Origin of the sequence: Streptomyces sp. NBC_00459 (assembly GCF_036013955.1) — a bacterium.
GTDB lineage: Bacteria > Actinomycetota > Actinomycetes > Streptomycetales > Streptomycetaceae > Streptomyces.
This window is the reverse complement of record NZ_CP107903.1, coordinates 8,661,173-8,679,567: the sequence shown is the minus strand read 5'-3', so window position 1 is coordinate 8,679,567 and position 18,395 is coordinate 8,661,173. Positions and strand designations below refer to the sequence as shown.

At 68.0% G+C, this 18,395-nt stretch carries 11 protein-coding genes and 2 pseudogenes; 8 read left to right on the top strand and 5 right to left on the bottom strand.

Annotated features, from left to right (window positions below; genetic code table 11):
* Positions 1-48: 48 nt before the first annotated feature.
* Together OHN74_RS38115 and OHN74_RS38110 are read right to left on the bottom strand one after the other, a co-directional pair.
* Positions 49-714: a YbhB/YbcL family Raf kinase inhibitor-like protein gene (locus OHN74_RS38115; protein WP_327699109.1), complete on the bottom strand. Its 666-nt coding sequence runs from the start codon at positions 712-714 to the stop codon at positions 49-51.
* 37 nt (positions 715-751) lie between these two features.
* Complete coding sequence (locus OHN74_RS38110) at positions 752-937, bottom strand: hypothetical protein (protein ID WP_327699108.1); 186 nt, start codon at positions 935-937, stop codon at positions 752-754.
* Between the two features lie 1,925 nt (positions 938-2,862).
* On the opposite strand from OHN74_RS38110, the gene OHN74_RS38105 reads away from it, so the two are divergent.
* Positions 2,863-4,809 (top strand): alpha-L-fucosidase, encoded by a 1,947-nt coding sequence (locus OHN74_RS38105; protein ID WP_327699107.1) that lies wholly within the window; start codon positions 2,863-2,865, stop codon positions 4,807-4,809.
* Between the two features lie 592 nt (positions 4,810-5,401).
* Here OHN74_RS38105 and OHN74_RS38100 read toward each other — a convergent pair.
* A complete protein-coding gene (locus OHN74_RS38100) occupies positions 5,402-5,713 on the bottom strand; it encodes a hypothetical protein (protein ID WP_327700479.1) in 312 nt (103 codons plus the stop codon).
* Positions 5,714-5,773: 60 nt separating this feature from the next.
* On the opposite strand from OHN74_RS38100, the pseudogene OHN74_RS38095 reads away from it, so the two are divergent.
* From OHN74_RS38095 to OHN74_RS38080, 4 genes and pseudogenes are all read left to right on the top strand, one after another.
* Positions 5,774-6,597: pseudogene (locus tag OHN74_RS38095) on the top strand (alpha-L-arabinofuranosidase); the annotation flags it as partial.
* A 366-nt stretch (positions 6,598-6,963) separates the two neighbouring features.
* Positions 6,964-7,944, top strand: coding sequence for a sugar phosphate isomerase/epimerase family protein (locus OHN74_RS38090; protein WP_327699106.1), 981 nt, complete (start codon positions 6,964-6,966; stop codon positions 7,942-7,944).
* Positions 7,945-8,289: 345 nt separating this feature from the next.
* Entirely contained in the window at positions 8,290-11,577 is a 3,288-nt protein-coding gene (locus tag OHN74_RS38085; RefSeq protein WP_327700413.1) for a PQQ-dependent sugar dehydrogenase, read from the top strand.
* Positions 11,578-11,778: 201 nt separating this feature from the next.
* Positions 11,779-12,945, top strand: a complete 1,167-nt coding sequence (locus tag OHN74_RS38080; RefSeq protein WP_327700412.1) for an ROK family transcriptional regulator — start codon at positions 11,779-11,781, stop codon at positions 12,943-12,945.
* 140 nt (positions 12,946-13,085) lie between these two features.
* Here the strand turns inward: OHN74_RS38080 and OHN74_RS38075 are convergent, their stop codons facing one another.
* Positions 13,086-13,979: an IS982 family transposase gene (locus tag OHN74_RS38075; RefSeq protein ID WP_327694926.1), complete on the bottom strand. Its 894-nt coding sequence runs from the start codon at positions 13,977-13,979 to the stop codon at positions 13,086-13,088.
* Between the two features lie 54 nt (positions 13,980-14,033).
* On the opposite strand from OHN74_RS38075, the gene OHN74_RS38070 reads away from it, so the two are divergent.
* The 3 genes and pseudogenes from OHN74_RS38070 (at position 14,034) to OHN74_RS38060 (ending at position 17,081) form a co-directional block, all read left to right on the top strand.
* Positions 14,034-14,465: an ATP-binding cassette domain-containing protein gene (locus tag OHN74_RS38070; RefSeq protein ID WP_443060508.1), complete on the top strand. Its 432-nt coding sequence runs from the start codon at positions 14,034-14,036 to the stop codon at positions 14,463-14,465.
* 153 nt (positions 14,466-14,618) lie between these two features.
* A complete protein-coding gene (locus tag OHN74_RS38065) occupies positions 14,619-15,857 on the top strand; it encodes an IS701 family transposase (RefSeq protein ID WP_443060497.1) in 1,239 nt (412 codons plus the stop codon).
* A 250-nt stretch (positions 15,858-16,107) separates the two neighbouring features.
* Positions 16,108-17,081: pseudogene (locus OHN74_RS38060) on the top strand (IS5 family transposase).
* Between the two features lie 476 nt (positions 17,082-17,557).
* Here OHN74_RS38060 and OHN74_RS38055 read toward each other — a convergent pair.
* Complete coding sequence (locus tag OHN74_RS38055) at positions 17,558-18,388, bottom strand: aldo/keto reductase (RefSeq protein ID WP_327699105.1); 831 nt, start codon at positions 18,386-18,388, stop codon at positions 17,558-17,560.
* Between the last annotated feature and the right edge of the window lie 7 nt (positions 18,389-18,395).

Here is an 18,395-nt window from a genome sequence, read left to right as displayed (position 1 = left end):
GTCGTCCGGCGGCAGGGGCCAAGGGTGTGGAGAGAAGATCAGCCGGTGTCAGCCCTTGGCGAGGGGGACCAGGGTGCCGCGGGCGAGGATGTGGCTGCCGATGGAGGCTCCCACCAGCGCCGGGCTCGCGGTGGGCGGGAGCTGGACCGTTGCGGTGTCCAGGGCGTAGACGGTGATGAAGTACCGGTGGGTCTGTCCGGCGGGCGGGGCCGCGCCGACGTAGCCAGCCACGCTCGCGTCGTTCGGGGCCTGGACAGTTCCGGCCGGCAGCCCGGCGCCGCCCGGGGCGCCCGCGCCGCTCTTCAGCGTGGTGGTGGAGGCCGGCAGGTTGTAGGCGGCCCAGTGCCAGAAGCCCGAGCCGGTGCCCGCGTCCTGGTCGTACATGCTCACCACGAAGCTCTTGGTGCCCTTGGGGAAGCCCTTCCAGGACAGCTGCGGGGATGTGTTCCCCGAGGTCTGCGCCGTGCCGAGTTGCTTGCCGGTGGCCACGTCGGTGCTCTTCAGGCTGAAGGAGGGGACCTTCGGCAGCTTGGCGTACGGGGTGTCGGCCACCGCGCGGGAAACCTTCGGCGTCGCCGCCGGGAAGTGCGGGTCGGTGTGACCCGGGGTCGCGGACGCGCCCTGGCTCAGGAGAGTGACGCTCACGGCTGCGGTGGCCAGTGCGGCGGCGATGAGGCCTGTCAAACGTCCGCGGTAGTTGGTCGAATGCTTCATGGAGTGTCCTTCGTGCGGGGGTGGTTGGTGGTTGGTCTTACGCGTCGCCGCCCCAGGGGGTGACGACCGCGCGGGCCAGGGTGTGGCCGAGGAAGGAGAAGTTGAGTGCGGCCGAGGTGGAGCCCTCACTGATGCCGAGGTCCGTCAGAGACGGCACGCCCAGGGCGTGTACGTCGAAGTACCGGTGCCGGGCGGCGGCGTAGAAGGGCGAGCCGGGCGTCATTGGGGACGTGGAACGCTCCCTTGGACAGCGACTGCCCGCCAGAGGCTCCCCCGCCGGTGGGGAGTTCGGTGACACCGGCCAGGACGTCGGCCAACGCCCAGCACCCAGTGCCAGAAGCCCGACGGCGCGGCGTCGGCGGCGCCCGGGAGGCCGGTCCTGGCTCAGTGGTGGACCACCGGCAGTGGCTGGCTGTCCTTGACATCTGTGCTGGTCAGCTCGAAGGACGGTACCCGCTGGAGGCGGTCGTACGGACTCGTGGCCAACGGGAGGCTCCTAGCGCTGGTGGCGTGATGGGGCTCCGGCCTTCGGTCACCGGAACAGCACCCGACCAATGAAACACAGAATATTCGTCGATGCAACTCAGATTCGAAAGTTACCTATCCTTTCGATTGGCGGGTACCCTGCCCCCCATGCTGGTCGACTCGACCAAGCGGGCCCGTTCCGCGGTGTGCACGACTTGGTGCGCGCGGACCTTCAGCGGCGGACCGCGCGCGGTGCGGCGACCGAGGTTCTCCACCCCGGGCATGCGCGGCGGAGTCGGCGCCGGTGTGGCCCGCGAAGCGATGATCCGCCTCACTGGGCGTGGCCGAGTCCGATCAGAGTCGCGTCATGGCTTTCAGGTAACCCCGTTGACCGACGCAGCGCACGCCGAGCCGACCGATGTCCGCACCGAACCGGAGGTCCTGGCGCTGCGTCGGGCCATCACCGACGGCGGCCACGGCTGGGAGTTCCGGGCGGCTCGGCCGTCAGGTCAAGACGGGGCTGAACGGCCACGCCGGATGGGGCCGGACGGGAGTATGTCCAGCGAAACCCGCACAGACCCCGGACCACCAGCGGATCGTGTCGGTCCTGGAGTCGGAAGCGAGCCGTGAGCCCCTCATCGAGGGATGCCTCGCCGGAAGCGGACTATCACTCACACCAACGACAACCCGAGTTCAAACTCAGCAGGAGGCGATGGCAAGTTGAGCCCTGTCGAGTGCCGAGCGGCCCGCGATGCTCCTGAGCCGGGGTCTTTGTGACGAACGGCCTCAGGAGCAACGCCTCTGTGGAACCGGTGTGGTTGACGCCTCGGGCGACGGACGTCAGGGCCTGACGTTCGCGGTCGCAATTTGCGCACAGGGAGGAGGGGGACCGGGTTCGGCGGAGCCCGGGTGCGCGGTACGCGGGCGCTCGGGCTGGCGATGGGCCCCGGCGGCTGCGGAGCGTCGCCGACGGCGATCGTCCGTATGACGTTGAGGAGTTCGGCCGGGTGGCTGCCCTCGGCCAGGCAGCCAGGGCATCCGCGTGGAGGGTTTCCATGACGTGGTCGTCCATGTCGTAGAAGAGTGGGGTCCCCACCCGAGACGTGGGGTTGCGGGCATGCGGTGCGGATGCGCTGGACATCCGATCCGAAGCCTCAGCTCAAGCGTCTGGCCATCGAACTGGCTGTACATCGCCAGGTTCTGCGCGGCTCCATCGATGCACAGCGAGCCGTGGCCATGGAATCCGCTGTCCGTGTCGAGATCAGCGATTCTTTGCCGGTAGGCATACGGCAATGTCGACTTCCGGCACTTCGTGCGTCGCGGGACGCGCTCATCGAGTGCTGGTCAGCGTTACCTGGCTTCAAAAGATCCTGCCGGAACCGGCACCGGTCCCGGACGCGCTGCGAACCGCCGAGGGCGGCGCCGTCCCCCGGTGCCAGACTCTGACAGCACCGAGTGAAACATCCTATCTGTTGGCCCGGTCGACGCCACTGTCCAGTGGCTGATCGGTCGCGAAAATCGTTCGCAGATCTGGGTAGACGAGGGAACTTGCTGCTCGTCAGAGTTCTTGACCACTCTCGAAACTCGCCCTTAACATCCGATCTCACCGGTTCCGCCGGACATCATTTCCACAGCGCCACCCGGAACCGCCTCCGTATCGCCACCAGACTTTGGAGTGGGCCCATGTCTTCGGGACGATTGACGCGTCGTACGTTCCTCGGCGCCGCTGGAGTCGCGGCAGCCGCCACCGCGCTGCCCGTGCTCCCCGGCTTCTCCGGTCTTCTGCCGCACGCTGCGGCCGCGGACACGCAGACCAATCTGGCCAAGCTCGTCGACCTGCGCTTCGGCATGTTCAACCACTTCAATCTGGGCACGTTCACCAACGAAGAGTGGGCCGCCCCGAACCAGAACCCCTCGCTCTTCGCCCCCACGACAGTCGACTGCGAGCAGTGGGCGGCGGCTGCGGCGGCCGCGAAGATGAGTTACGGCATCCTGACGACCAAGCACCATGACGGCTTCGCGCTGTGGCCGAGCGCCCATGGCGCACAGAACGTCGGGAGCAGCTCCTACCGGCACGACATCGTGGACGCGTACGTCACCGCGTTCCGGGCGAAGGGCTTGAAGGTGGGTCTCTACTACTCCATCTGGGACCGGACCTTCAGCGTCGAGGCGTGGGAGACCCGGCACAAGGTGACCGGGCTCGAAATCAACGATTCGATCGAGCCCAAGGACACCACCTACATCCTGAATCAGATCACGGAGCTGCTCACCAACTACGGGACTATTGACATGTTCATGACTGATGGCTATGCGTGGCAGATGGGCCAGCAGGCGGTGTCCTACCAGAAGATCCGTGAACTGGTGAAGTCGCTCCAGCCGGACTGCGTCATGCTGGACATCTGCGGGTTGCTGGAACCGTTCTGCGGTGACGCGATCTTCTTCGAGGAGCCGCTGGGGATCACGGCGCCGGCGGGCAACACCTACGCCGGCATGCAGGGGCAGACGATCAGCAACGGATGGTTCTGGCACCCGTCCACCCCCACCGAGGGCCTCATGAGCAAGGACGCGATCCTGTCGCATCTGGCCGACCTGGAACCGAAGTACACCTCGTTCATTCTCAACTGCCCACCCAACCGCAACGGTGTACTGGACACCAACATCGTCAACCGGCTCGCCGAAGTCGGCGCAGCATGGAGCCCGAACACCTCCCGGGCCCCGCTGCCCACCCAGTTGCTGCGCGCAGAGCACCCCGTGACCCCGGTCAACGCCCATGCGACCGGCTTCCACACGGGTGAGGGGCCGCTCAACGCGATCGACGGGCTCAGCGACGCCCGCTACGAGACCTGCTGGTCGACCTGGGGCCTGACACTGCCGCAGTCGATCACGATCGACCTCGGCGGGGTGTGGAGCAATGTCTCCACCCTGGAGTACCTGCCCAAGCAGTGGAGCCGCACCAACACGACCGACGGCGACATCACCTCGTACACCATCTCCACCAGCACCGACGGGGTCACCTTCGCTCAGGTCGCCGCCGGTACCTGGGACGGCAACCGCAAGACCAAGGTGGCGGAGTGGCCCAACCGCAACGTCGGCTACGTGCGAATCCAGGTCAACGCCGCCACCGGCGACTACGCCAACATCGGGGGTGTGCGGATCGGCGGACGGTCCGTCAAGCCGGCCCTGGTGTCCTCCGGTTTCCCGGCCGCGGGCACCGTCTACCGGCTGGCCGCCCGGCACAGCGGCAAGGTCCTCGACGTCTACAACTGGGGCACCGCCAACGGCACCAACGTGCAGCAGTGGCCGTGGCTCGACAACGCCACGCAGAAGTTCACCTTCATCCCAACCGGCGACGGCTACTACAAGATCCGCGGCGTCAACAGCGGCAAGCTGGTGGAAGTGGCCGGACTGTCCCGCGCGGAAGGCGGGAACGTCGCGATCTGGCAGGACGCCGACGTCTACCAGCAGCACTGGGCCGTGACCCCCACCAGCGACGGTTACCACTTCCTCACCAACCGGTTCAGTGGCCTGTCCCTCCACGTCAGTGGCGCTTCCACCGCCGACGGAGCCAACGTCGACCAGCGGACCTACAGCCGGGGCGCCGAGGCGCAGTGGCAGATCGTCGCCATGTGAGGAGGTCGGCAACCGGCGAGTGATGTGGAGAGCCCCACCACTCCTGTGTTTCGGGGTGGCCGCGAGGCAACGCCGGGCACGGCCGCCCTTGAGATTTGCCTGCCCAACTGCCGCAGTTCGGCGGCGTCCTGCTGGTCGGGCGGGTGGCGAGGTGCGGCCGTCGACGACGTTGCCCGCCCCGCCCCTGCCCGGTCGGCCGCGATCACGGGCATATCGGCACACCGCTTGGAGCCCGGCCCTGTCGAGGGTGCGGGAACGGTATTCGCTCACCAAACAGGAGGGGCAACCCTTGGAATCCGCGCAACCGGATGTCCCCACCGCGGCCAACAGGACCGGCACATCAGGCTGAGGTCCGCCCGAACCGCAAATCCAGGCACTTCTTCGACGTCCCACGATGCACCTGGCCTGGAACTGGCACAGGTGTACGAGCGTGGCCGGCTCCTCCGGCAAGAGCGTGGCCAACACCGTCTCGGGGACGCACGTCTTCGGACCGTGTTGTGCCAGGGCAACTCGTCGACCAACGCACAGGGCCTGCCCTGTCGTCCGAGTCCGGCCAACCACCGGCGGGCGGAACCGTGTGCAGGTGGTCGCTTCAGCGCCGTACGGATGTCAGTCGGCCGCCGGAACGCCGAGGGGCCCCAACGTGTTCCGCTGGCGCGGGTGCCAGCGGATGGTCGTCGACGTCTGGGACGGCCAGGCCGTCCACCACTCCGAGGACACGCTGACCTGGGTCCGCCAACCGGGCCAGATCCTGCAGGAACAGCGCGGTCTGCACGCCGACGTCGTGGTCTGCGGCGGCCCCGCCTTCCTCTTCTACTTCACCCACCCACCCCACCCCGGCCCCGGCCCCGGCGACCGTCGCGGCGAGATCGAGGTGGTCGAACTGGAACTGCGGGACGGCCAAGTCGTCTGCGGCGCTGCCCGAGCCCAGCTGGCCCCTCCTGACCAGCTTTCCAGGAGACCCATGTACCAGGCACAGTTCACCATCGATCCGGCGTTCCGTATCACCCCGGTACGCCGGCGTACCTTCGGCACCTTCGTCGAACACCTCGGCGCCTGCGTTTACACCGGGATCTACGAACCCGGCCACCCCAGCGCCGGCGCGGACGGCTCCCGCGGCGACGTGCTGGAACTGACACGGGGTCAGCACGGTGCGGTACCCCGGCGGGAACTTCGTCTCCGGCTACCGCTGGGAAGGCGGCATCGGTCCGGTCGCCCAGCGACCCCCGCAGGCTCGACCTGGCCTTGCACACCACCGAGACCAACGAGGTCGGCGTCGACGAGTTCATGCGCTGGGCCGCCAAGGCCGAGGTCGAGCCGATGATGCCGGTCAACCTCGGCACCCGCGGCGTCGCCGAGGCGCTGGACCTGCTGGAGTACTGCAACGTGGAGTCCGGCACCCTGTTGCCCGGCCTGCGCCCGGCCAACGGGCCCAAGGCCCCGCACGCCATGTAGTGCCTGGGCAACGGGATGGACGGCCCCTGGCAGATCGGCCACAAGACCGCCCACGAGTACGGCCGCCTCGCAGCCGAGACCACCCGGGCCATGCGCATGATCGATCCCGATCTGGAACTGGTCGTCTGCGGCAGCTCCAGCTCCTCGATGCCCACCTTCGGCTCCTGGGAGGCCACCGTCCTGGCGGAGACCTACGACCTGGTCGACTTCGTCTCCTGTCATGCCTACTACGGAGAGAGGGACGGAGACCTGCCCGGCCTGCTCGCCTACGCGACCGACATGGAACGCTCCATCTCCTCCCTGGTCGCCACCGCCGACCACGTCGGCGCGAAGTACCTGGAAAGGGAGCCGCAGAGGTGCGACGGGTCACTGGTGCCGAGAATGTTCGCGTGCTGGCAGGCGGTGATGAACGTCGCCCCGCGGCCACGTGCTGTCAGTCCGTTACGTGCGAGTAGGGCGGAGCATTTATCGACATCGCTAAAACTTTTAGTGATTTGAAAAAAAGTTACGCCCGTTTTCGGCTCAACCTCTGGACAGCTCGACTCCGGGCTCCTAGCGTCTCGCCTCGGCTGAGATGTTTCGCCGATATGACGCGAATATGTCTCCCTCCCACCGGACTTGCCCTGCGGCCGGGTCCGAGCCGACTCACCCCCACCTGTGTCCCGTACCGCTCCGTCCGTGCACACCCGAGGAGTGACCGTGAGCAAGTCGCGCAGGGATTTCGACCGAAGAGCCTTCCTCAGAGCCACCGCCGGGACCACCGTGGGCGTCGGCGCGGCCTTGTTGGTGGGCGCCGCGCCCGCCATGGCCTCGCAGCCCTGCGGGGCAAAGCCCAACGCCCTCTCCATCCCCCGGGACAGGATCTCCATCCAACTGTTCAGCATCCGGGACAAGGTCAGGGACCTCGGCTTCGCCGTCGTCTTCGAGGAACTGTCCCGTATCGGCTTCACCGAGGTCGAGTTCGCGGGTTACACCCAGTCCACCGCCATCCTGGGTCGGCAGATCACCGTTCCAGAGATCCGCCGACTGCTCGACGACAACGGTCTCAAGGCCGTGGGCAGTCACGTCGGCATCAACGCCCTCCGCACCACCCTCCAGCAGGAACTGGACAATGCCCAGATCCTGGGCATGCCGCATATCGGTACCGCCAACGCGCCATCGGCCACGAACACCGTCGACGCCTACAAGGCCGCCGCCGACGAGTTCAACGCCTGGGGTGCGGCGGCGAGGGCCCGACGTCTGAAGCTCTACCAGCACAACCACGCGGGCGAGTTCGCCTTCGCCACCGACCGGCCCGACGTCCGCCTGTACGACGTGTTCCTGCGGAACACCGCCCCGTGCAACGTCTACTTCGAGATGGACGTCTACTGGGCCTACGTCGGCCAGCACCGCTTCCCGGGCTTCGATCCGGCCGCATACGTCCGCAAGAACCCCGGGCGCTACCCGCTGTTCCACATGAAAGACGGCGCCTCCAACCCGGAGAACGCCAACGGCTACGACATCGTCGAGTTCGGCGCCGGTGACCTGCCCTGGCAGCGGTTCATCCACGCCATCGGCCCGCTCGGCACGCACGTCGGTGTCTGGGAGCAGGACAACGCGCCGACCACACTGCCCAACCCGCCCGGTTCGTTCGGGGCCGCCGAGCGCAGCTTCGAGGCACTCTCCGAACTACTCGACTGAGCCCACGCGCGCGTCGCTTCGTACACGTTCGAGGCGGACCGGAAGCGACCGGTCGGCCCAGCCTCGCCCTGTCGGGTGCACCGGCGAACAGACCCGCCGGAGGCCACCGGACCGGGCCCCGCGCTTCGTCGAAGCGTCCCCCAGAGCCTGGCCGAGAGCGCCCCGGGCGACACCCGGTACGCGATCGCGAGGCCGGCCCCCGAACGCGGCCGACGCGCTGAAGACCTCCCGTACACCGATGGCCGGACCAGCCGTGTTACCCGCACCGCCGACACGGTGTGGGACGGCGGCCCGGCCCCGGTGAGCACCTCCTGACCGCCTGACGAGCAGAGGAGACACATCGTGATGCACCGTACCCTGAGACGCTGGACTGCGGGGTTCGCCCTCGTGGTCCTGCCCGCGCTCGGGCTCACCGGCCTCTCCGCACCGGCCGCCGAGTCGCACGAGGGCCACGAGGGTGCCGACGCGGCACTCGACTGGTCCCACTACGAGCGCACGACCCTGACCAAGACCGTGGGCGAGCCCATCGACCTCGCAGTCATGCCCGACAGCCGAGTGCTGCACACCGCCCGCAACGGCGATCTGCGGATGACTGACCCCTCGACGGGCGTAACCCGCGTGGTGAACCACGTCGACGTGTACAACAACTCCGAGATGGGGCTCCAGACCGTCACGCTGGACCCGGACTTCGCCGAGAACAAGTGGGTCTACCTCTATTACTCGCCGCCGCTGGCCACCCCGGCCGGAGCCGCGCCGCTGACACTGCCGGCAGGTGAGGACGAGTCGTACTGGGACCGGTGGAAGGGCTACGACCAACTGGCACGGTTCAAGTGGACGGGCGGGCAGCTGGACCTGTCCAGCAAGCAGGAGATCATCCGCGTCGACGTCGAGCGCGGCCAGTGCTGTCACGTGGGAGGTGACGTCGACTTCGACGCCGACGGCAACCTGTACCTGTCGACGGGCGACAACACCGCGGCCGCCGGCCCGAACGTCAACGGCTACGCGCCGACCAACGACGCCCCCGGTTACAACCCAGGCCTCGACACCCGCCGCGGCGCCGGCAGCACCAACGACCTCCGCGGCAAGATCCTGCGGATCCACCCCGGGCACGACGGTGGGTACACGATCCCGGACGGCAACCTCTTCCCGGAGGGGACCGAGAAGACCCGCCCGGAGATCTACGTCATGGGTGTGCGCAACCCGTTCCGGATCGACGTCGACGCGACGACCGGCGCCGTGTCCTGGGGCGACTACGGCCCTGACGCCGGCACCGCCAACCCGAACCGCGGTCCCATGGGCTACGTCGAGTGGCAGACCACCAGCAGGCCGATGAACAGCGGCTGGCCGTTCTGCACCGGCGACAACTCCCAGCCGTACCGAGACTTCGACTTCGCGACGCTCACCCCTGGTGACGCCTACGACTGCGCGGCCCCGGTCAACGACTCCCGTCTGAACACCGGTCTGACCGAACTGCCCGCTGCCGTCCCGGCCACCCTCTGGTACGGCGACAGGGACACCGACCAGCCCTGGCCCGAGCTGACCGGCTTCAGCTCCGCAGGCGGCCAGGGCCCGATGGGCGGTCCCGTCTACGACTACGACGCCGACAACCCGTCCACCACCAAGTTCCCGGAGTACTGGGACGGCAAGGCGTTTTTCGGCGAGTTCTCCCAGGACTACGTGGCCGCCTTCACGCTCGACGGCCCCGACGGTCCCGTCAGCAAGCTCGAGAACTTCCTGCCCAACGCCTCGTTGTCCCAGGCTGCCCAGCCGGTGTGGGACAACCCCATGGACATGGAATTCGGTCCGGACGGCTCCCTCTACGTCCTCGACTACGGTGACGGGTTCTTCCGGCAGAACCCGGACGCGGGCCTCTACCGCGTTGACTACGCCGAGGGCAACAAGGCCCCCACCGCCCGGATGACGGCATCGCCCGCCTCCGGCCAGGCCCCCCTCGACGTGAGGTTTTCCGGAGCGGACTCCACCGACCCGGAGGGCGGCGCGCTCCAGTACCAGTGGGACTTCGACGGCGACGGCACCTTCGACGCCACCGGGTCCACCACCGAGCACACCTACACCGACAACGGCCAGACCCAGGCACGGCTGAAGGTGACCGACCCGCAGGGCCGGTACGCGATCACCTCGCGCCAGATCACGGTCGGCAACACCGAGCCCACCGTGACACTCGCCTCCCCTACCGACGGAGGCTTCTTCTCCTGGGGCGACGCCGTCCCGTACGCGATCAACGTCGACGACCCCGAGGACGGCTCCGCGATCGACTGTGCCAGGGCCGCCTGGACCTTCGGAATTGGCCACAACGAGCACGCCCACCCGCTCAACAACGGCACCGGCTGCGCCGGAGCGGTGGTAACTCCCACCGACGAGGGACACGGCGAGACCGAGAACGTCTTCGGTGTCCTGAGCATGACCTACACCGACAGGGGCGCGAACGGGGTCCCGGCGGCCACCGGTGAGACCCAGGTCGTCCTCAACCCCAAGCAGATGGAGGCCGAGCATGCGGACACCGTCAGCGGTGTGACGATCACCGACGACGACGGCGCCTCGGGCGCGCGGATGGTGACCTCCTTCGACGAGGGCGACTGGATCGCGTACGACCCGGTGAACCTGTCCGGGATCGACACGGTGCAGACCACCGCCAACGGCGCCGGGACACTCCAACTGCGCTGGAACTCCCCGGACGCCGAGCCCTTCGAGACCGTGGGGATCCCGGCCGGTGACGGCTGGCAGACCGTCACCTCCTCGCTGTCGGACGCTCCGGCCGGTACCGGAAAGCTGTACGTCACCTCGTCGGGCGGTGTGAGCGTCGACGCGTTCACCTTCGTCGGCGACGGTGTGGCCGACAGGGCCGCGCCGAATGTCACCGCGTCGCTCAGCCCGGCGGAGCCGAACGGCACCGGCGGCTGGTACACCTCCAACGTCGGCCTCACTGTCACCGCCACCGACAACGGCACGGTCAGCAGCCGCCAGTACTCGGTGGACGGAGGCACCACCTGGGCGGCGGCGAACAACGCCGTCACCCTCGCCGCAGAGGGCGCGACCACGGTGCTGTACCGGGCGACGGACAACGGCGGCAACGTCTCCGAGACCGGCAGCATCACTGTGAAGATCGACAAGAGCGGTCCCACCGTGGAGGCCTCCGGTCTGACGGAGGGAACGAACCACGGCGACTCGGCGCGGCCGGAACTCGCCTTCGGCGCCGCCGACACCGTGTCCGGCGGCGCGACCGCCACGGCGGCACTCGACGGGCAGCAGGTCTCCGCGGGGCCGCTGGACCTGTGGCGGCTGCCGCTCGGCGCGCACGAACTCGTGGTCACCGGCAAGGACACGGCGGGCAACGCGGCGAGCAGAACGGTGAAGTTCACCACCGGTACCTCGTTCGCCGATGTGAAGGCGCTCGTCAAGCGTTTCCACAGCAAGCGGCTGATCACCGGCGAGGGCGCCGTACGGCTCGTCCTGCGCATCGAACAGGCCCGCGTTCTGACGCAGGCCGGCCACGGGGCACAGGCGAACAAGGCGCTCGACAAGTTCATCGCCGCCTCCTCCGACCGGAAACTGGTGAAGAACTCCGAGGTATCCGCCGCGCTGGTGCGCGACGCGAAGGCGCTCAAGAGCTAGCCAGGGTACGGCGTTCTCCCCGTGAAGTTCTCCCGGGCACCCTGTTCACAGGGTGCCCGGGAGCATGGGTGGTGATCCACCGACCGAGGACTTCTGATTGATTCGCCGAAAGTATCCGAGGTGTTGACCGAAGACTCGGGTGATCGCGTCAAAGGGTCTAGCGTTCTGTCCGTGAACAGGACCTACGAACGAGGTGGGGGCATGGGTATCGAGTACGACGTGCTCACCCGACTGCGTGATCACGGTTCGCTCTCCCGGGCTCAGCTCGCCACCGGACTGGACGTCCCCCGGCCGCGGCTGCTGGGCGTGGTGGACCGGCTGATCGAAGCCGGGCGGGTGGTCGAGGCCGGTCCGGCGGCGTCCCGCGGGGGTCGCCGCTCGACCCTGGTCGAGCTGGATCCACGAATCCGGTTCGCCGCCGTCGACCTGGGCGTCAGCTCGGTCGACGTCGAGATCACCGACGGTCGGCTCATGCCTGTCGCCTCGGCCGAGGAACCCAGTGACATCCGGCTCGGCCCGGAGGTGGTGCTGCGGCGGGTGACCGAGACGCTCTCGAAGCTGCGCGCGCAGGGCGGCGTGGACCGGCTGGACGCGCTCGGGATCGGACTGCCCGGACCGGTGAGCTTCCGGGAGGGAGTGTCCGTGTCCCCGCCGATCATGCCGGGCTGGGACCGGTTCCCGGTCCGCGACCTGCTCGCCAAGGAGGTCGGTTGCCCGGTCGTGGTGGACAACGACGTGAACGTCATGGTGCTCGGGGAACACCACAGCGGCGTCGCCCAGCGCACCCCGGATCTGCTCTTCGTCAAGATCGGCAGTGGCATCGGCTGCGGCGTCCAGGTGGGCGGGGAGATCTACCGGGGTGCCGACGGCAGCGCCGGCGACATCGGCCACATCCAGATCGAGGACGACGGACCGGTTTGCGCCTGCGGCAACAGAGGCTGCCTGGAGGCGTACTTCGGCGGTGTCGCCCTGGTGCGTGACGCCGAGGCCGCCGCCCGCGCCGGGGAGTCTCCCGCGCTGGCTGAACGGCTCGCCGCCACGGGCCGGCTGACCTCCCGGGACATCGCGGACTGCGCCGCCGCCGGTGACGTCATCTGCACCAACCTGATCAGACAGGGAGGCCGCAGAGTCGGCAGGGTGCTCACTGGACTCGTCAGTTTCATGAACCCCTCGATGATCGTCATCGGTGGCGGGCTTGCCGAACTCGGACCCACCCTGCTTGCCGAGATCCGCGCGGTCATCTACGCACGGTCCCTGCCGCTGGCGACGGGAAACCTCAGCATCGTGCGGTCCGAACTGGGATCCCGCGCCGGAGTTGTCGGCGCGGCCGTCCTCGCCAGCGAACTCGCTTACGGGAGATTCACATGAACGAATCCGCCGGGCACACCGCCAGACGACACCCCCGGCGTGGTGAAGGGCTTGCCTGGCGTCCGTGCCGTGGACGGAGTGGAACTGACCCTCCGGTCCAGCGAGGTGCACTGTCTCCTAGACGAGTCATTCCGATGTGATCAGTGGTCGTAGGCGATGAGGGATCGTAGGACCGGCTGGCCGGTCTTGTGGTTGTGCCAGATCGCAGCAGCCATCGCGAGGACGCGCTGGGCGACGCGGACGGCGACGCCTTCGAAGGTCCGGCCGCCGTGCTGTTCCAGGTCGAGCTGGCCCTTGAGGGTGTCGTTGACCGACTCGATCAACTGCCGCACCGACTTCAGCAGGGACTCGCCCTTGCGTTTCTTCTCGCGCTTGAACGACGGCCGCAGCAACTCAGCGCCCCTCAGGGCCAGATCGGCCTCGAACTCCCTGGAAGCGAAACCCTTGTCGGAGATCACCAGCAGCCCCGGCCGGTTCGTGACCGTCTCGGGTTCGCGGTCGAGCATCGCGGTCAGTACCTCGCGCTCATCCAACTTCGGGGTCGCCAGAGCCCACAGGATCGGCATCCCGGTCGGGGTGCACACCAGGAACAGGCGCAGGCCCCAGAAGAACCGGCTGTGACTGGCGCAGTACCCGTATCCGGCCCAGCCGGCCATGTCCGACCGCTTCACCGTCGGACGCGAGCGACCGCACTCCACCGGCGTCGAGTCGACGATCCAGTGGTTGTCGAACCAGAAGTCCGTATCGACGGCCAGCAGCCGTATCGCCTTCTTGACCAACGGCAACGCAGCCCGCAGCCGCTTGTTCCAGCCCGGCTGCCTGGGCACGTACGGGAACATCCCGCCCAGGCGGGAGTCCACGAACCGCAGCCACCGCGACTCCGAGGTGAAGCCCAGCAACGCCTGCGCGACAGCGAGGCAGACAAGCTCGGAATCCGTCAGCCGCGGCGGCCGGCCCAGCCACCGGGTACCCCCGATCTCGTCGTCGATCTTCACGTACAGTGCGGTCAGCAGGGCGTCCAGGTTGTTCGTCACACAACGATCTTGGACGCCCTGTCTGCGTTCCCGGACACACCGTCAGCATTCGGAATGACTCGTCTAGGGCAGAACGGCTCCGGGAAGTCCACCCTGATCAAGATCCTCTCCGGGGTCCACCAGCCCGACGCCGGGGAGATCGTCTGGCGGGGCGAGCCGGTGTCCTTCACCGGCCCCCGGGCGGCCATGAAGGCCAGCATCGCCACCTTCTACCAGGAACTCGACATGGTCCCGGACATGTCGGTGGCCGAGAACAACTGCCTCGGCCGCGAGCCCGCAGGGCCGGGGGGCGTGCGCCGTGCAGAGAAGCGCCGCCTCGCCAAGGAGGTCCTCACCCGCCTCAGTCACGGTGAGATACCGGTGGGCCAGGCCGTCGGAAGACTCCCAGCCGCCGCCCGGCAGATCGTCAGCATGGCGCGGGCGCTCTCCGAAGAGGCCAGGCTGTTGATCATGGGCGAGCCAAGCACCGTACTGGCCCACGACTAGTACTCCAGCAGTACTTCGTGGCTTGACCTGGGGAAACGTCGAGCGGTGGGAGTGTAGCGGGCGGGAAGTCGTCACGGACGGCTTCTGCCCGCACGCCCCTCGAAGGAGTGCCCCCGACGGCAAGGTCGCCCCGGGCCTGGGAAGCCTCGGGTCGTGATCACCGAACAGGCAGCCGAGACCTGGGACCGCGACCTGGACCACCTCTTCACCGCCATCGGGCGCCACTTCGGCCGTGTCGAACCACGCCGCCACATGCGGGACTACGTGCGCGCACTGCTCGCCCCGGTGGCCCGAAAAAACAGCTGGCAACTTGCCGAACACGCTGGCCACGCCACCCCAGACGGACTGCAGCACCTGCTCTCCCGAGCCCGCTGGAACCCCGACGACATCCGCGACGACCTGCAGACCTACGTCGCCGAACACCTCGGCCGCCCCGACGGTGTACTGATCATCGACGACACCGGGTTCCTGAAGAAGGGCACTACATCCGCCGGAGTCCAAAGGCAGTACTCCGGCACCGCCGGCCGCACCGAGAACTGCCAGATCGGCGTCTTCGCCGCCTACACCACCACAGCCGGCCGCGCCCTGGTGGACCGGGAGCTCTACCTGCCCAAGTCCTGGACGGACGACCGTGACCGCTGCCGCGCCGCCAAGGTCCCCGACGAGCGGGAGTTCGCCACCAAGAACACCCTCGCGGCGACGATCGTCCGCAGGGCGCTGGCCTCGCCGCTGCCGGTCGCCTGGGTCACGGCGGACGCCGCCTACGGACAGGACAACCGCTTCCGCCGGATGCTGGAAACATCCGGCGTCGGCTACGTCCTCGCCGTCCCCAAGTCCCAGTTCTCCCTGGCCGGCCCACGCATCGACAAGGCCTTCGAGCAGGCCCCCGACCAGGCATGGGAACGCCGTTCCTGCGGCGCGGGCGCGAAGGGACAGCGCGAATACGACTGGGCAGCCGTCCAGTTGCGCCCAGTGTCCGAGTACGACCACCAGGACGGCGTGTTGATCCGTCGACGGTGGGCGCTGGCACGGCGCAGCTTGAGTCGGCCGGACGAAATCGCCTACTACCTCGGCTACGCACCGCTGGATGTCGGTGTGGACGAACTGGTGCGCGTCGCCGGCGCCCGGTGGGCGATCGAAGAGTGTTTCCAGGCAGCGAAGAACGAGTGCGGCCTGGACGAGTACGAAGTCCGCCGCTACGTCGGCTGGTACCGGCACATCACCCTGGCCATGCTCGCCCACACCTTCCTCGTTGCGATGAGCGCGCGAGCAGCCGAAAAAGGGGATCCACTGGTGAGGATGCCGTGGTCATCGAGCTCACCGTGGCAGAAGTGCGACGACTCCTGGCAGCTCACACACCCCGAGACCTTCACACCCTCACTCACGTGTTGAGCTGGTCGCACTGGCGCCGACGACGCCAAGCGGTGGCCCGCCGCTGCCACTACCGACGTCGGGGGCACTCCTTCGAGGGGCGTGCGGGCAGAAGCCGTCCGTGACGACTTCCCGCCCGCTACACTCCCACCGCTCGACGTTTCCCCAGGTCAAGCCACGAAGTACTGCTGGAGTACTAGGGCCTGTGTGGAGTTGTGATCTAGTAGGCCCCGGCCTGGGAGTGCCGGGGCGCTTGGAGTAAAACGGTGGGGTGTCTCGACCTCAACTTTCGGATGCCGAGTGGGAGTTCGTCTCCCCGTTTCTGCCGGTCGGTGAGTACGGGCCGTACCCGGAGAACCTGCGGGCGCACTTCGAGGGCGTCGTGTGGCGGTTCAGGAACGGGGCGAAATGGCGGGAGCTGCCCGAACGATTCGGGCACTGGTCCAGCATTTACGGCCGGTTTCGGCAGTGGCGGGATGCCGGGGTGTTCACCGCGGTGTTCCAGGGTGCGATCGCCCAGGCGGCGAAGCGGGGCCTGGTGGACTTGTCGCTGGTCAGCGTTGACTCGACCACGGTCCGGGCCCATCATGATGCTGCCGGGATGATCGTGGAGCCCGGGACCCTGGACGCGTTGGAGAAGGCCGCCGCGGAAAAAGGGGCGCCGGCCAGGAACAAGACGGGCAACTGGACCCGGAGCGGGAAGAACGACGACGCGTGAGGCGTCGCCGCAAGGCCCGACTCGCCGCCGCCGACCTGGGACGTTCCCGCGGCGGTCTGACCACCAAGACGCACCTGTCCTGTGTGCCGCAATGCCTGCCCCTCTCGCTCAGGATCACTGCGGGGCAAGCCGGGGACAGTCCGCAGTTCATCCCCGTCCTGAACAAGATCCGCGTCCCCGGCCCGGTCGGCCGGCCCCGCACCCGGCCAGACGCAGTCGCGGGCGATAAGGCGTACTCGTCCCGCCAGAACCGATCCCACCTGCGCAAACGTGGGATCAAGGCGGTCATCCCCGAGAAGAAGGATCAGGCCGCCCACCGCAAGAACCGCGGCTCACGCGGCGGACGGCCCGTCACCTGGGACAAGCAGCTGTACAAGCTCCGCAACAGCGTCGAACGCACCATCAACAAGATCAAGGACTGGCGCGGCCTCGCTGTCCGCTACGACAAAAAGCCTGAAAGCTACCAGGCCGGACTCGAATTATGCGCCGGTCTCCTCTGGATCCGACACCTCGGATCACAGTCTTGATCGGGGCTTGTAGAAAACTCCATCGCCGCAGGTCAGCGGGTGGCCAGGAGATCGCTCTGGAACGCACACCCGCCACTACGGGAACGTTCAGGCGATCGCTGCAGGTCAGGACGGTTGCGGACAGACCGACGGCAAAAGTCGGGAGTTCGCAGCAGCGAGCCGAGCCCGAGGAAACGCAGGTCCTCACCGAGCTGGCCGGTCGGATCGTTCGAAGCGCGCTGCTGAGTTCGGGACCCCATCTCCACAAAGCCGGTCCCCAACCGTCCGTATCCCGCCGAGCTCGCTTAATACAGTCCAGGGCGAGACGCAGGTCCATCCGGCCTTCTCGCCGCCCGAGCGGGCAATCGTGGTGCCGCCGTCGACGGTGCGATCACTCGAACGGACAGACCGGATTCGGCGCGTCCTCGAACCGCGGCGCGCAGTGCGCGAGCACTCCCGGTCGTCCCGCGGGGCTCCGGGGGTACTCCGCCGCGGACTCAGAACTCCTCGTAGACCTCCGGGTCCCCGCCCAGCCGCCGGGGGACGTGGTCCGCGACGGACCGCATCTGGGCGGGGCTGAGAGTGAAGCCGAAGATATCGAGGTTGTCGCGCTGCCGCTCGGAGCTCGCGGACTTGGGGATGGGAATCGCGCCAAGCTGGGTGTGCCAGCGCAGGACCACCTGGGCCGGGGTCACTCCGAGGTCCTCGGCAACGGTGATGATCTTGGGTTCGTCCAGCAGGTGCTTGCCGCAGCCCAGAGGGCTCCAGCTCTCCGTGCGGATGCCCTTGGCCTGGTGGAACGCACACAGGCCGTCCTGCAGCAAGTAGGGGTGCAGTTCGATCTGGTTGACGGACGGCAGGACGCCGGTCTCCTTCTCCAGCCGCTCGATGTGCTCGGGAGTGAAGTTCGAGACGCCGATCGAGCGGACCAGGCCGTCCTCGCGGAGCTTGATCATGGCCCGCCAGGAGTCGACGTACTTGTCGACGCGGGGCAGCGGCCAGTGGATCAGGTACAGGTCCACGTACTCCACGCCGAGCCGTGCGCGGGACGCCTCGAAGGAGGCCAGGGTCTCCTCGTATCCGTGGTGCCGGCCGGGGACTTTCGTCGTCACCACGATCTCCTCGCGAGGGACGTCACTGCGCGCCATACCGCGGCCGACGCCGGTCTCGTTGTGGTAGCTCGTCGCCGTGTCGACGAGGCGGTAGCCCATGCCGAGGGCTCCGGCCACCGCCTCCTCTGCCTCCGCGTCTGTCATCGGCCAGGTACCCAGACCGATCGCCGGGCTCGCCGTTCCGTCGTTGAGTGTGTGGACCGGAATGTTGGTCACCGTTGGG

Bases quoted from the DNA above. Each gene is read 5' to 3' on its own strand.
- OHN74_RS38115 (WP_327699109.1), bottom strand. From the start codon at position 714: ATGAAGCATTCGACCAACTACCGCGGACGTTTGACAGGCCTCATCGCC.
- OHN74_RS38070 (WP_443060508.1), top strand. From the start codon at position 14,034: ATGACTCGTCTAGGGCAGAACGGCTCCGGGAAGTCCACCCTGATCAAG.
- OHN74_RS38085 (WP_327700413.1), top strand. From the start codon at position 8,290: ATGCACCGTACCCTGAGACGCTGGACTGCGGGGTTCGCCCTCGTGGTC.
- OHN74_RS38080 (WP_327700412.1), top strand. From the start codon at position 11,779: ATGGGTATCGAGTACGACGTGCTCACCCGACTGCGTGATCACGGTTCG.
- OHN74_RS38110 (WP_327699108.1), bottom strand. From the start codon at position 937: ATGACGCCCGGCTCGCCCTTCTACGCCGCCGCCCGGCACCGGTACTTC.
- OHN74_RS38105 (WP_327699107.1), top strand. From the start codon at position 2,863: ATGTCTTCGGGACGATTGACGCGTCGTACGTTCCTCGGCGCCGCTGGA.